11 protein-coding genes and 1 pseudogene are annotated in these 13,621 nt (G+C 45.9%); 8 read left to right on the top strand and 4 right to left on the bottom strand.

All coding sequences use genetic code 11. The features are described 5' to 3' along the window. Nucleotides 1–143: 143 nt before the first annotated feature. Together JMX83_RS11450 and JMX83_RS11445 are read right to left on the bottom strand one after the other, a co-directional pair. Nucleotides 144–527, bottom strand: a pseudogene (locus JMX83_RS11450) (transposase family protein); the annotation flags it as partial. An 8-nt stretch (nucleotides 528–535) separates the two neighbouring features. Then, complete coding sequence (locus tag JMX83_RS11445; protein WP_201601856.1) at nucleotides 536–976, bottom strand: transposase family protein; 441 nt, start codon at nucleotides 974–976, stop codon at nucleotides 536–538. 86 nt (nucleotides 977–1,062) lie between these two features. Here JMX83_RS11445 and JMX83_RS11440 point away from each other — a divergent pair, with 86 nt between their 5' ends. The 3 genes from JMX83_RS11440 to JMX83_RS15255 are packed head-to-tail and all read left to right on the top strand — an operon-like array spanning nucleotide 1,063 to nucleotide 4,639. After that, nucleotides 1,063–2,064, top strand: a complete 1,002-nt coding sequence (locus JMX83_RS11440; protein ID WP_201601854.1) for a DUF4062 domain-containing protein — start codon at nucleotides 1,063–1,065, stop codon at nucleotides 2,062–2,064. Continuing rightward, on the top strand, nucleotides 2,057–3,709 hold the full coding sequence (gene rtcR / locus JMX83_RS11435; protein ID WP_201601852.1) for an RNA repair transcriptional activator RtcR: 1,653 nt from the start codon (nucleotides 2,057–2,059) through the stop codon (nucleotides 3,707–3,709). The genes JMX83_RS11440 and rtcR overlap by 8 nt, the downstream gene beginning before the upstream one ends. A gap of 18 nt (nucleotides 3,710–3,727) precedes the next feature. Beyond that, nucleotides 3,728–4,639, top strand: a complete 912-nt coding sequence (locus tag JMX83_RS15255; RefSeq protein WP_227675833.1) for a polymorphic toxin-type HINT domain-containing protein — start codon at nucleotides 3,728–3,730, stop codon at nucleotides 4,637–4,639. A 91-nt stretch (nucleotides 4,640–4,730) separates the two neighbouring features. Here JMX83_RS15255 and JMX83_RS11425 read toward each other — a convergent pair whose 3' ends face one another. Then, nucleotides 4,731–5,558: an IclR family transcriptional regulator gene (locus JMX83_RS11425; protein WP_201601850.1), complete on the bottom strand. Its 828-nt coding sequence runs from the start codon at nucleotides 5,556–5,558 to the stop codon at nucleotides 4,731–4,733. 205 nt (nucleotides 5,559–5,763) lie between these two features. Between JMX83_RS11425 and JMX83_RS11420 the strand changes: the two genes are divergently transcribed. The 3 genes from JMX83_RS11420 (at nucleotide 5,764) to JMX83_RS11410 (ending at nucleotide 9,542) form a co-directional block, all read left to right on the top strand. Next, the gene (locus tag JMX83_RS11420; protein WP_201601848.1) at nucleotides 5,764–6,948 is read left to right on the top strand and encodes an acyl-CoA dehydrogenase; all 1,185 of its coding nucleotides are present in this window, start codon (nucleotides 5,764–5,766) and stop codon (nucleotides 6,946–6,948) included. Nucleotides 6,949–7,160: 212 nt separating this feature from the next. Continuing rightward, nucleotides 7,161–8,369, top strand: coding sequence for a CaiB/BaiF CoA transferase family protein (locus JMX83_RS11415; RefSeq protein WP_201601860.1), 1,209 nt, complete (start codon nucleotides 7,161–7,163; stop codon nucleotides 8,367–8,369). A gap of 114 nt (nucleotides 8,370–8,483) precedes the next feature. Further along, entirely contained in the window at nucleotides 8,484–9,542 is a 1,059-nt protein-coding gene (locus tag JMX83_RS11410) for a histone deacetylase family protein (protein ID WP_201601846.1), read from the top strand. A 98-nt stretch (nucleotides 9,543–9,640) separates the two neighbouring features. Here the strand turns inward: JMX83_RS11410 and JMX83_RS11405 are convergent, their stop codons facing one another. Further along, complete coding sequence (locus JMX83_RS11405) at nucleotides 9,641–10,402, bottom strand: IclR family transcriptional regulator (protein ID WP_201601844.1); 762 nt, start codon at nucleotides 10,400–10,402, stop codon at nucleotides 9,641–9,643. Nucleotides 10,403–10,623: 221 nt separating this feature from the next. On the opposite strand from JMX83_RS11405, the gene JMX83_RS11400 reads away from it, so the two are divergent. Beyond that, entirely contained in the window at nucleotides 10,624–12,087 is a 1,464-nt protein-coding gene (locus tag JMX83_RS11400; RefSeq protein WP_201601841.1) for an NAD-dependent succinate-semialdehyde dehydrogenase, read from the top strand. 177 nt (nucleotides 12,088–12,264) lie between these two features. Then, complete coding sequence (gene gabT / locus JMX83_RS11395) at nucleotides 12,265–13,524, top strand: 4-aminobutyrate--2-oxoglutarate transaminase (protein WP_201601838.1); 1,260 nt, start codon at nucleotides 12,265–12,267, stop codon at nucleotides 13,522–13,524. Nucleotides 13,525–13,621: the final 97 nt, after the last annotated feature.

The raw sequence follows: 13,621 nt of genomic DNA, 5'->3' as shown, positions 1-13,621 counted from the left end.
AACTGGGGCAAACACCGCTGGTGATACGTTACATATCTATCTATCGTTATTTACAGTAAAAATACTTACATAAATTAACAGTTAGTATATGATGGATAAAGATTGCCTGAGTTTTATCGTAAGCAGTAGACCTCTTGCAAAAGTCATAGTCTAAGCTCGGAATTAATGATACCAGCAAACAGCTTCATTCTAAGATCATAGCGCTGACGACGGTTGCGATATTTATGAGCCACGATTTTAAACAACTTGATTAAGCCTATTTTGTGCTCAACCACAATACGGAACTTTGCCAGATAGTGATTGGCCTGTTTGCATATCTCCAATAACTGACCACCACGAGGTTTCTTAAATGGTGTGAAGGTTTGCTTATGTAGATTTGCTATACCCTGATAACCACTGTCTGCTAGATAGTTAGTATTCTCAGGTAACCAATCAGGACAAGTATCTTTATACAGCTTAAAATCGTGGATTGACCCTTTGCAGGTTTGTACATCAAGTATCAACCCTGTTTGCCAATGAACGATAACCTGCGCTTTTAAGGTGTGTTGTTTTTTCTTACCGCTATAGTAGTCGCTTTGGTTTTTTTTGGACGCTCAATAGGGGTTTCGGTGGCATCGACAATGACGACTGACCAATTGGTATCCTCATCGACACGACTAGGCAGCTTTTTAGGCAATTCAAACTTGCCAGAGTCAATCAGGATGTCTTCTACTTTACGAATGATACGGCTAGCAGAAGACTCATGAATACCAAAGTCCATACTGATATGATAAAGCGTGCGGTATTCACGCCAATAAGTCAGGGCTAATAGTATTTGTGCTTTAAGACTGAGCACACTTGGTCTGCCTGATTTGGTCTTAGATGCTTCATGCTTTTGCATGGCCTCAAGCATGTCATAAAAGGTGGCTTTATGAATGCCTGTATAGCGTTTAAAACCAGCGTCACTTTGTTTGAGTAGCTTATCTATGTTTGGCATGGTTCCTAAAAAGTTATGAGTGTCTTCTTATTTTAATTCCCTTTGCTACTTTTGCAAGAGGTCTATTTTATAAGGAAGTGGTACGGATGGATAAAAGATATCAGGTGTTTGTGAGTTCTACATTTGCAGATTTAAAAGATGAGCGAAGCAATGTCATTCAGACACTCATGGAAATGGACTGTATTCCCGCTGGAATGGAGCTTTTCCCTGCGCTTGATGAAGAGCAGTTTGAATTCATCAAAAAGGTCATAGATGACAGTGATTACTACTTACTCATTGTGGGTGGTCGATATGGGAGTGTAGCCGATGAGGGTATCAGTTATACGGAAATGGAGTACGACTATGCTATCAGTCAAGGAGTAAAGGTCATAGCGTTAGTTCATGGTAGTCCTGAAAAGCTATCAGTTGAGAAGGTAGAGATGAATCCTGAAGCTCAAGATAAGTTAGAAAAATTTAGGAATAAGGTAACTACAGGACGTTTGGTGAAGTTTTGGGATGATGCAAAAGAATTATCGGGCTTAGTTGCGCTTAGCCTTCCTAAGACAATAAAAACTTATCCTGCTGTGGGATGGGTGAGAGGGAACCAAGCGGCTGACAACACTGAATTATTAAAGCAGTTGAATGATCTTAGACAAGAGAATAATGAGCTTGAAAAAAAGATTCAGGAACTAGAGAAAAATAAAAGTGAAATACGAGATTTAGCACAAGGTGATGATAAATTTTTAATATTTTTGAGATGTGATGTAGCAGATAAAGGGCAGATAGAGACAAAGTCGTGGCAACAAGAAGTAACTTGGAATAATTTATTCAAATGTATTGGCCCAAAAATTCTGACAAGACAGAACGAAAGTGTCATTTTTAATGCTTTAAGCGAATATGCAGCTTCAAGAAAATATGAAGACTTCAAATTGGCACAAGTAGATTTTACTGACTTTGAGAGAATAAAAGTTCAATTTTTATCACTAGGCTATATTGATTCTACTGGTATCGGAGCCACTAGCTATTGGGAGATCACTTCTAAAGGTAAAAATTATTTGTTTAAAATAATGTCAATAAAACGTGACAGTGAAGAAATGAGTGATGAATAAAACCGCCGTCATCGGCTTTCTCGGAACGACCTTGGACAATGGCTTTAATGACAAGCGTTGGCAGCGCTGGCGTCCGAGCGTCAGCCTGTGCCTGCATGATGACCTGCTGGTCGATGAGCTGCATATCCTCTATAGCAAGCGCGATAAGCGATTGTTTAACGTCATCGTTGATGATGTGGCAAAGGTCAGTGCCGATACCAAAGTCATTGGTCATCAGGTGACGCTGGCGAGTCCGTGGGACTTTGCCGATGTCTATGCCGAGCTGTATGACTTTGTCACAGGCTTTGCCTTTCGTGAGGACACGGAATATTTGCTGCATCTGACCACGGGCACGCATGTCGCGCAGATATGCTGGTTTTTGCTGGTTGAGGCGGGGTTTTTGCCTGCCGATTTGATTCAGACCTCGCCGTGTCCTAAGCCCGACCAATACGACCCACAAGGGCGCTACCAAATCATTGATTTGGACGTGTCGCGTTATGACAGTTTACGCGCACGTTTTGAGGCAGAAAAAGCCCAGCACTGGCAAACCCTGCAAGCCAATCTCGTTACCCAAAACGCCGCGTATCAAAAGCTGATAGCCGATATTGAAAAGGTCGCCACGCGCTCCAACGCGCCGATTTTGCTGATGGGCGCGACAGGGGCAGGCAAGTCGCAACTGGCGACGCAAATCTATGCGCTCAAGAAAAACAAAGCCAAAAACAAACAGGTACTCGGCGCGTTTGTCGAGGTCAACTGCGCCACCTTGCGCGGTGATACCGCAATGAGCGTGCTATTCGGTCATGTCAAAGGCGCGTTTACGGGCGCGGCATCGAGCCGTGAGGGTCTGCTGAAATCAGCGGACGGTGGTTTGTTGTTCTTAGATGAGATTGGTGAGCTGGGGCTGGACGAGCAGGCGATGCTCTTGACCGCGCTTGAGGCACAGCGCTTTTATCCGCTTGGTAGCGACACCCCGATTGATGTGTCATTTCAGCTGATGGCGGGGACGAATAAGGATTTGCGCCAAGCGGTCGCGAATGGGGAGTTTCGTGCCGACCTGTTTGCGCGCCTGAACACGTGGACGTTTTTTTTACCGTCGTTAAAAGATCGTATCGAGGACTTGCCCGCCAATATTGATTACGAGCTGGCGCGTCTCGGCAGTGAGCAGCAGTACCAGTACCGTTTTGAGCCTGAGGCGCGGGCGTACTTTGAAGCCTTTGCCATGAGTCACGCGGCGACATGGCAGGGCAACTTTCGCGATTTAAGCGCCAGCATGACGCGCTTAACGACATTGTGCGAAGGCAAAGTGATTCGTATGCCCGATATTAAAGCAGAAATCACCCGCCTTAAGCATCTATGGGCATTACCTAATAGCGCGCAGCGTCAAGCGGACAAGACGTATGCGCCCAGCCTAACCGAGCAGCAAGCGCACGCGGACACGGTGCTGAGCCGTCATCTATCAAGCGACGACAAAGACGCGCTCGACCCCTTTGACGCAGTGCAGCTCGCATATGTGATTGAGGTTTGTATTAATCATAGAAACCAAGCGCCAGCAGGGCGCTATCTGTATGCCAACTCTAGAAATCAGCTAAAAAGCAATAACGACAGCGACCGACTGCGTAAGTATCTGCTAAAGTTTGGACTGAGGTTTGATGGGTTAAAACGATAATATTAAAAAGGAGAGGATATGAATAACACAGGATTTGTGGCAGGCACGCTCGTTCATACGGATAAAGGTTTAGTACCGATTCAGGATATTAAAGTGGGCGATAGGGTACTCTCCAAGCCTGAAGATGGTAGTGGTGATATAGAGTATAAGCCTGTGGTTAAGACCTCTGTGCATGAAAACAAAGAGATGTGGATCGTGCGTTTAGAGAAAAATCTTGAGAAGTTTAATAAAGATCGAGAGATGGTTGATTATCAAACATACAAGTCAGCTAGTCCCATTAGTCATTTTCTAGCGACGCCCAATCACCCTGTTTGGGTCGTTGGTGCCATGGAAAACCCGCAAGAAGATATTGAGTTCTATGATCAGCCTCACTTTAAACGTGTGGATGAACTACAGCAGTATGAAATTGTTGTGAATGCCGATGGGGTGATGTATACCGTTGAGCGTGTACAACCTACCTATCAAGTCGCTAATGATAATCTAGAATTCAATCCAAATTATTACTGGTATCAAGAGCACTATCATGAAGATTACTACGATGATTATGTGCAAGATGCCGAATCGCACATGCTCGACTATAGCGAAGCAGAATATAAGGGTACAGGCTATGTTAAAGACGTCAGCTATTACCAACAACACGGTTATCTCGATATTGGTATCAAAGATAAGAAAGGTAAACTACTGCTAACGAATCTTTTAAAAGACAATCAAGGCGAGCCTATTCCTTATACGACAACCGTCTACAACTTTGAGGTGGCAGACAACCATACCTACTTCATTGGTCGAGCAGGACTATGGGTGCATAACACCAATATTATCAACCAGTCCCATAAAAAAATAAGGGAATCACGTCTATATTATTATCCTAGAAGTGGCAGATCATCATACATATTTTGTTGGACACGATGCGGTGTGGGTGTTGGACGCTAAAGAGCCAGCCAATTAACCAGCTCTTTAGTTTATATCAGTAGAAAAGCATTATGACTGGCTAAAAGGCTTATATCTTCATCATGTCACTGTTTTAAATTCCACTCCCAATCCGCTCCGCCAACGCCTGCAATTTTGGCACTATGATTGCCGCATAGTCGTCCGCTTCCCAGTTGGCACTTGGCACACTAGCATTAAGCGAATACGCGTATTGTCCTGTTGCGACATCATATACCCCAATCGCGACCGCTAAGATATCAGTAGAAAACTCCCCATCAGAGACGGTATAGCCGTATCTCTCATAATGCTCTGCTGCGCTGGCTAGGGCAGTTTGTGCATGGTTGAGTTCCTCAACAGATAAATTCTCTTTCAAATTGCTAATAATCATTGCCTGTCTCGCTTGCGAGCTTACTGCATAAAAAGCCCGCCCAATAGCAGTACGTGCCACCGGCACCGCTGAGCCAACTTGCAAGTTGACCGATAGGCGTGCAGGACTACGACAGCAAGCGTGATAGCGCATCTCTCCTTCAACTTCGGTCGCTAGATTTACCGATACCTCATTTTCGCTAGCGAACTGACGTAATAATGGTTCAGCTGCTGCGACCATGTCATGACGACTCCATGCGGTCGCGCTTAAACGTACCGCACTACTACCCAATTGATACTGTCCGTGCTCAGTGACACGTAAAAAACCAAGCGTGGTCAAGGTATGAATCAGGCGAGTAATGGTCGCTTTTGGCAGTTTGGTCATCTGACACAACTGCTGATGGGTAAGGCGCTCATGATGTTCAAAGGCAGCCAGTATGATCAATCCACGACCTAATGCCGTCACAAACTGTCGGTCGTTCTCTTCCTTGCTTTGACCAATCAGATGATCCATTCGTTCGAGTAGTGAGGTAGCTGTTGATGTAGATGTTGTCATTTTATTTCCATTTCCCTTAATGATTATCTCTTTTGATGCCTATTTTTCAATAAAGGTTTACAGGGCGGCGAAAGTTTGCTTAAATAGTTTTATATTATGAAACTAAGTTTCGCACAGCGGAATAATAAAGTCAATGACTTGTTAAACCAAATGATTTATTCCTCACTACTCGTCAGTCAGGATGACTGATATCAAGGAGATCCAAATGGCAACATCTACTAGCCCGCGCTTTGATTGGGAAGATCCTTTTTTATTACGCGACCAGCTCACTGAAGAAGAACGTATGGTCACCGACAGCGCCCGTCAGTTTTTTCAAAAAGAGCTCATGCCCGGTATCGTTCAGGCCAACCGCAATGAGAATTTTGACCGTAATATCATGCGTCAAATGGGTGAGATGGGTCTGCTTGGCGTCACAATTGAAGGTTATGGCTGTGCTGGTTTGTCCAGCGTTGCTTATGGTCTGATTGCCAAGGAAGTAGAGGCGGTCGATTCGGGCTACCGTTCAGCGATGAGCGTGCAGTCAAGCTTAGTGATGCATCCGATCTGGGCGTATGGCACAGAAGAACAAAGAGAAAAGTATCTGCCAAAGCTGGCTACAGGTGAGTACGTCGGCTGCTTCGGTCTGACTGAGCCAGATTCGGGTTCTGATCCTGCATCGATGTCAACGCGTGCGCGCGCAGTCGATGGTGGTTACGAGCTGACGGGTAATAAAATGTGGATTACCAACAGTCCTATCGCTGATGTGTTTGTGGTGTGGGCAAAAGATGATGCGGGTGATATTCGCGGCTTTGTATTAGACAAAGGTATGAAAGGGCTATCTGCACCGAAGATTGAAGGTAAGTTTTCACTACGTGCATCGGTCACCGGTGAGATCGTCATGGACAAAGTGTTCGTCCCTGAAGCCAATGCTTTCCCCGATATTCGTGGTCTAAAAGGGCCATTTGGTTGCTTGAATAAAGCGCGCTATGGTATCGCTTGGGGCAGTATGGGCGCAGCAGAATTCTGCTGGAAAGCGGCCCGCCAGTACACGCTAGATCGTAAGCAGTTTGGTCGTCCATTAGCCGCCACGCAGTTGGTACAGTTAAAGCTTGCCAATATGCAAACCGAAATCACCTTAGGTCTACAAGCCGCGTTACGTGTCGGTCGTTTGATGGATGAAGACAACGCTGCACCAGAGATGATTTCACTCATTAAGCGTAATAACTGTGGTAAAGCGCTCGATATCGCTCGTATCGCCCGCGATATGCATGGTGGTAATGGTATCTCTGACGAGTTCCACATCATCCGTCATGTGCTAAACCTAGAAGCCGTCAATACTTACGAGGGTACGCATGATATTCATGCGCTGATCTTAGGCCGTGCGCAGACGGGTATCCAAGCATTCTTTTAAAAAGTTTTTTTGTACAACTGTATTTTATGACGTACGTTGCTGCTTGGCTTTTTGAAAAAGAGCATTGACAGTAGCGTACGTTTTTCAGTTGTTATTCACCATTTATTTATCAGTGTGTCATTGAAAAACACGAAAAACTAGATGATGAATAGCAATTTTCTAATCAGAAAATCGAAGAATACGCCAAAGAGTAAGGGAATCTCATGACAGATATGACGGACATGGATAGTATGCCAGAGGGCGCATTGCAGGGTATCAAGGTGCTCGATTTATCAAGAGTGTTGGCAGGTCCTTCTTGTACGCAAGTGCTCGCTGATCTGGGCGCAGACGTCATCAAAGTTGAGCGCCCTCATATCGGTGATGAAACGCGCCATTGGGCACCGCCAACATTTAGCGATGACACCTCAGCTTATTACGCTACCATCAATCGCAACAAAAAATCGCTCACGGTAGACATCACCACGCCAGCAGGGCAGACCATTATTAAGCAGCTCATTGCTGATAGTGATATTTTGGTCGAAAACTTCAAAGTCGGCGGTCTTAAAAAATACGGCTTGGATTACGACAGCCTAAAGCAAGACAATCCGCGCTTAATTTATGCGTCATTGACAGGGTTTGGGCAGACAGGGCCAGATGCCAAGCGTCCCGGTTATGATTATATTATCCAAGGGTTGTCGGGGCTGATGAGTATTACGGGCCCTAGTGATGGCGAACCGCACAAAGTTGGTGTCGCAGTGGTTGATTTATTCGCGGGCTTACAACTGACCATTGGCATCCAAGCGGCGCTATTGGCACGTCAACATACTGGCGTCGGTCAACACGTGGATGTCGCATTGCTCGACAGTGCACTGTCTATGCTCGCCAATGTCGGCATGAATCATTTGGCTTCAGATAAGATTCCACCAAGACTGGGCAATCAGCATCCTAACATCGTGCCTTATCAAGTGTTTGCTGCTGAAAGGGAGGCGCACTTTATTTTAGCCTGCGGCAATGACCATCAGTTTGCCAAACTGTGTGGGGTATTATCAGTCAATTGGCACACTGATGAGCGCTTTGCGACCAATCCTAACCGCGTTGCCAATCGCGAATTTCTGTGTGCTGAATTGACTAAAATATTTGCCAAGCAGCCTCGTGCTTACTGGTTAGAGATTTTGGATCAGGTGGGCGTACCTTGCGGTGCGATTCATAATGTCGCTGAAGCCTTAGCCATGCCGCAAGCACAAGCCCGTGAAATGATCGTCAATTTTGCGGCACAAGGCAGCCCCGTCCGCGCCCTTGGCAATCCCATTAAACTCTCCGCATCCCCTGTCAGCTACCGTACACCGCCGCCGCGTTTAAGCGAACATACTGATAGCACACTTGCAGATTTGGGTTATGATAGCGAGATGATCGCCAAGCTAAAAGCCGACGGTATCGTATAGAGTAGTATTTATAAATGGCTGTCTGCAAGATCAAGTAAGTGGCGCACCAGTTAGAAAAGTAAACCGTTTAAAGGATGCTATACAAAAGCTAATCTCAAACAAGGAATGTTGAGCATGAAAATATACAGCCATGAAAACCTAAGTCTGCACAGACCGCTACCTTATTTTTCTTATGGCAAGATGCATGAGCCGCTCGAGATACCAGAGCGTATGACCGAACTGCTAAAAGCACCAGTGGCGCTGGGTCTGGAGGTGACCACTGCCACAGATATTGGCATTGCGCCCATATTGGCGGTTCATGATTTTGGGTATGTGGAGTTTCTCAAGCATGGCTATGATGAATGGATGGCGGTCGAGGAAGACTTGGGCGCACAGGTGCAAACGGGTATTTTTGTGCCGTATGACAATCCCGGTATTGGCATCATGGCAAAAGCCGCCAAGTATCAAGCCGATGATAGCGCCCCTATCAGTGAGCATTCTTGGACATCGATTTATTGGTCGGCGCAGACCGCCCTCAATGCTGCCGAAGCTTTATTAGACGATAATACATCAGATAACGAGCTTGCCCAAAATAAAACACAGCTTTGCTTCTCACGTCCGCCGGGGCATCATGCACGCAAGAGCGCAGCGGGCGGATTTTGTTATCTGAATAATGCCGCTATCATTGCCGAACATCTACGCCAGAAATACGCAAAAATTGCTATCATAGACACCGATATGCATCACGGTCAAGGCATCCAAGAGATATTTTATGAGCGCAGCGATGTGCTCTATACCTCGGTACACGGTAGCCCGGTCAATTTTTATCCAGCGATCACAGGTCATGAGTTTGAAAAAGGCATAGGCGTAGGCGCGGGCTACAACATCAATTTCCCGATGCCACATGGCACCGATGAAACTGGGTTTTTTGAGTATGTTGATAAATCGATTGAGGCGGTGACGCTATTTGATCCTGACGTTATTGTTCATGTCTTAGGTTTTGACGTCTATGAGGCTGATCCAGAAGCGAGATGTGCGGTCAGTACAAAGGGCTTTGAGATATTGGCACAAAAGATGATCGCTTTAAACAAGCCGCTGATCGTTTTGGTTGAAGGTGGTTATTACTTGCCCAAGCTTAATGACAGTCTGCAAGCCTTTTTGTCAGGGCTGATGCCAAACGATAGTAGTCGCTAAAAAATATTAACACTAAAGCCAATCAGTTTTAGAAGTCAGTCAGTTGCAGGGTTTGATGGTCATAAGCCCTGCAACGACTGCCTTTGAGTCAGCAGTTATTAGTCAGCCATAAACCCCAAGTGCTGCTCAATCTGCTCAGCCAATTCAATTAATACCGCACTAACCTCAGCCCGTTTAGACTCATACTCTCCTTGCAAAAAACTCACCGCCATGCCAGCGACCGCCGTGCCTGACGCATTACGAATATAAGTACCTAAGCAGTACATCCCATCACGCAACTGTCCATCATCGAGTGACAATCGACTTTCCTGAGTCGCTGCAAGCTCGGTGGATAAATCCGCAAAGTTTTTGACGCCATGTTGGGTCATAGGCGTCGGGAATTTATCCTTATACAATGATTTTATGCTGTCCATCGACAATGTGGATAGCATGGCTTTGCCTGTCGCCGAAAACACCGCAGGCACGCGCACCCCTGCACGAAAGGTAAAACCAAGCGGGGCAGGCGACTCATGGCAGGCCAAAAACACCACTTCTCCCAAATCCAGTTTTGACAACGTCACGGTATGTTGAAGTAATACTGGATATTGCACAATCAAATCTTTAAATAACCGTACGACGCCTTGCTGCTGCTCATATTTTCCAGCCCAATACATTAGATATGAGCCCAAATAAAAGCGGCTTTCAGGATCTTTATAAATGACATGCTTGGTCAGCAAGCTCTGCAAGATATTATGAGTAGAGCTGCGCGGAAGCCCCAGTTCTTTGGCAATATAAGCGGCTGTCAGAGGCTGGGCACTATCGGTAATCAAGTCCAAAATCTGAAAGGTTTTGTCTAGGGCAGGTACGGCAGTCGAGCTCATAAGTAACCTATAAAGTGAAATAAAATAAAGGAGTACAAGAAAATTATCAAAATAATGAGATTAAAGGTTGCAAATCGCGTCATATCGTTCTTATAATGATGTCTCGTATATAGAATAAGTGTTCAGTATATTGAACAAAAAAACAATTATCAATAATTATTTAATGGCTACGGCTATATCCATTCTCATACACATACCTCTATATGACAAGGAGCGTCAACATGTCAAATACGCTACAGTTATCAAATCCAGACCTACTCAAACAATCTTGCTTCGTGAAAGACGGCTGGCACTCTGCCAGTGATGAAGCCGTACTTGAAGTCAATAATCCATTCAACGATGAGCTTATCGGTACCGTGCCTAGCCTTACGACCGATGATGTCAATGAAGCCGTTGCTTATGCGCATGAGGCTCAAGTTGATTGGGCGGCAAAAACCGCCAAAGAGCGTTCAGAGCTGCTGCAAAAGTGGGCCGATCTTATCGATGCCAATAAAGAAGATCTTGCGATCATCATGACCGCTGAACAAGGTAAGCCGCTTACTGAATCACGCGGCGAGATCGGTTATGCCAATAGCTTTATTCGCTGGTTTGCCGAAGAAGGCAAGCGCGTTTATGGTGATGTCATTCCTGCCAATAGTACGCAATTACGTCACGTCGTGCTCAAGCAGCCCGTCGGTGTTTGTGCCGCTATTACCCCTTGGAACTTTCCAGCCGCGATGATCACACGAAAAGTCGCTCCAGCGATGGCAGCAGGCTGTACCATTATCGTCAAACCAGCCACCGAAACGCCATTTTCAGCATTGGCATTGGGCGCTTTGGCAGAGCAAGCGGGCATTCCTGCAGGCGTGCTCCAAATTGTGACGGGTAAATCATCAACTATTGGTGAAATCCTAACGGGTGATGCACGTATTCATAAGCTGTCGTTCACGGGCTCGACAGAAGTCGGTCGTACGCTAATGGCACAATGCGCGCCGACTATTAAGAAGCTATCATTAGAGCTGGGTGGCAACGCGCCATTTATCGTCTTTGATGATGCAGATTTAGAGAAAGCCGCTGCAGGCCTCATCGCCTCTAAATACCGTAATGCAGGTCAGACCTGTGTGTGCGCCAACCGTGTGTACGTGCAAGATAGCATCAAAGATGAATTCTTAGACGTCTTTGTCAAAAAAGTCGCTGAGCTAAAAGTCGGTAACGGCTTGGAAGAGGGCGTCGATATTGGCCCGCTGATCAACAAAAAAGCGTTAGATAAAGTTCAAGCCCTGCTAAAAGACGCCTTGGATAAAGGTGCCAAATTGGTCACGGGCGGTAGTGTCAATGACGCTTCAGAGTTGACGTATAACCCGACTGTTATCACTGATATTAGCAGTGATATGGATATCGCTTCTGAAGAAATATTTGGCCCGATTGCAACCATCTTTACCTTTAAAGACGAAGCAGAAGTGATTCGTGCTGCCAACGATACCATTTATGGCTTGGCGGCTTACTTCTATAGTGGCGACTATGCCCGCTCATGGCGCGTCACCGAAGGGCTGGAGTACGGCATCATCGGCCATAATACCGGCCTCATCTCTACAGAAGTTGCCCCATTTGGCGGTGTGAAGCAGTCTGGCTTTGGCCGTGAAGGCTCAAAATACGGTATCGAAGACTATATTACGACCAAATACTGGTGTTCTGACATCAGCTAATAAATGGCTCGGCTAGCATTTAGCAGAAAATTCGTTTAACAAAAAATTTAATAAAACATTTTAGATGTCGAATGGTGTTTTATCTTAAATAAACATCCCTCGATATCTAAAAGGTATCAACTGAACCGCCATTCACGAGATGGCATTTATGTTACGAACACAGAAAAGGACATTCCCATGACTACCAATCAATCATTACTTGAGCGCCGCAAAGCTGTTTTACCAACAGGACTTGGGGTTGCCTTTCCTATCTTTGCAGAAAAAGCAAAGAACTCAGAAATCTGGGACATCGAAGGCAAGCGTTATATCGACTTTGTCGGTGGTATCTCAGTATTGAACACCGGTCACAGCCATCCAAAAATCACCCAGCGTGTGCATGAGCAGCTCGACAAATTCACGCACACTGCGGCGCAAATGATCAACTATGAGTGCTATGTGGATTTGGCTGAAAAGCTGTGTGAAAAAGCTCCAATCAGCGGCGACACCAAGGCGTTCTTTTTGACCACTGGCGCAGAAGCGGTAGAAAACTGCATCAAGATTGCGCGTGCTAAAACCCGTCGTCCAGGCGTGATCTCTTTTGTTGGTGGCTGGCATGGTCGCACGATGATGTGCATGAGCCTGACTGGTAAAGTACTGCCATACAAAAAGAACTTCGGCCCAATGCCAGGACCTGTGTTCCATGCATTGTTTCCTGCAGAAGAGTTGAACGTGACCGAAGAACAAGCGCTACACAGCCTTGATATGATCTTCCAAGCAGATATCGATCCGAGTGAAGTGGCGGCGATGATTGTTGAGCCAGTCCAAGGCGAGGGCGGTTTCCATCAGGTAACGCCATCATTTGCCAAAGCACTACGCGAGATCTGTGATGAGCATGGCATCGTGCTTATTTTTGACGAAGTACAGTGTGGTTTTGCGAGAACCGGTACGTTGTTCGCCACTGAGCAGTTAGGCGTTGAGCCTGATTTGATGACTGCCGCGAAGAGTTTGGCGGGTGGTTATCCTATCTCTGCGGTCATCGGCCGTGCTGATATCATGGATGCGCCGCAAGTAGGCGGCTTAGGTGGTACTTACTCTGGTAACCCACTGGCTTGTGTGGCCGCGCTTGCTGTCATGGAAGTGATCGAAGAAGAAAACTTACTGGAGCGTAGTATCGAGATTGGCGATACCATTGCTTCATTCCTAAAAGGCTTAAACCTAAGCAGCATTGGTCACATCCGCTATAAAGGCGCGATGCTAGCGTTTGAGTTAATCGATAGCGAAGGCAAACCTGATGCAGCAGCAGCAGCCAATCTAAAAGCAAAAGCATTTGAGCAAGGCTTGCTACTTGCATCTTGTGGCATGTATGGCAATGCTATCCGTGTGATGGTGCCATTAACGGTTGAAGACGACGTGCTACAAGAAGGTCTTGATATCATCAAAGGTATCCTAGCGGCTTAATAGTTATCGAGTGTCATTTACTTTAGCGATGGATCGCTTTTAATCAAACATTGATTTTGATTGAAAAGTTATAGTTAAGATAACGGCAAGGCTGCCC

Origin of the sequence: Psychrobacter piscatorii (assembly GCF_904846415.1) — a bacterium.
GTDB lineage: Bacteria > Pseudomonadota > Gammaproteobacteria > Pseudomonadales > Moraxellaceae > Psychrobacter > Psychrobacter piscatorii.
Note: the sequence above shows the minus strand (reverse complement) of the source record. Positions and strands in the feature narration are given on the sequence as shown.

Excerpts from the sequence above, each read along its gene's own strand:
- gabT (WP_201601838.1), top strand. The coding sequence starts at position 12,265 with ATGACTACCAATCAATCATTACTTGAGCGCCGCAAAGCTGTTTTACCA.
- JMX83_RS11405 (WP_201601844.1), bottom strand. The coding sequence starts at position 10,402 with ATGAGCTCGACTGCCGTACCTGCCCTAGACAAAACCTTTCAGATTTTG.
- JMX83_RS11410 (WP_201601846.1), top strand. The coding sequence starts at position 8,484 with ATGAAAATATACAGCCATGAAAACCTAAGTCTGCACAGACCGCTACCT.
- JMX83_RS11445 (WP_201601856.1), bottom strand. The coding sequence starts at position 976 with ATGCCAAACATAGATAAGCTACTCAAACAAAGTGACGCTGGTTTTAAA.
- JMX83_RS11420 (WP_201601848.1), top strand. The coding sequence starts at position 5,764 with ATGGCAACATCTACTAGCCCGCGCTTTGATTGGGAAGATCCTTTTTTA.
- JMX83_RS11440 (WP_201601854.1), top strand. The coding sequence starts at position 1,063 with ATGGATAAAAGATATCAGGTGTTTGTGAGTTCTACATTTGCAGATTTA.
- rtcR (WP_201601852.1), top strand. The coding sequence starts at position 2,057 with ATGAATAAAACCGCCGTCATCGGCTTTCTCGGAACGACCTTGGACAAT.
- JMX83_RS11425 (WP_201601850.1), bottom strand. The coding sequence starts at position 5,558 with ATGACAACATCTACATCAACAGCTACCTCACTACTCGAACGAATGGAT.
- JMX83_RS11400 (WP_201601841.1), top strand. The coding sequence starts at position 10,624 with ATGTCAAATACGCTACAGTTATCAAATCCAGACCTACTCAAACAATCT.
- JMX83_RS15255 (WP_227675833.1), top strand. The coding sequence starts at position 3,728 with ATGAATAACACAGGATTTGTGGCAGGCACGCTCGTTCATACGGATAAA.
- JMX83_RS11415 (WP_201601860.1), top strand. The coding sequence starts at position 7,161 with ATGACGGACATGGATAGTATGCCAGAGGGCGCATTGCAGGGTATCAAG.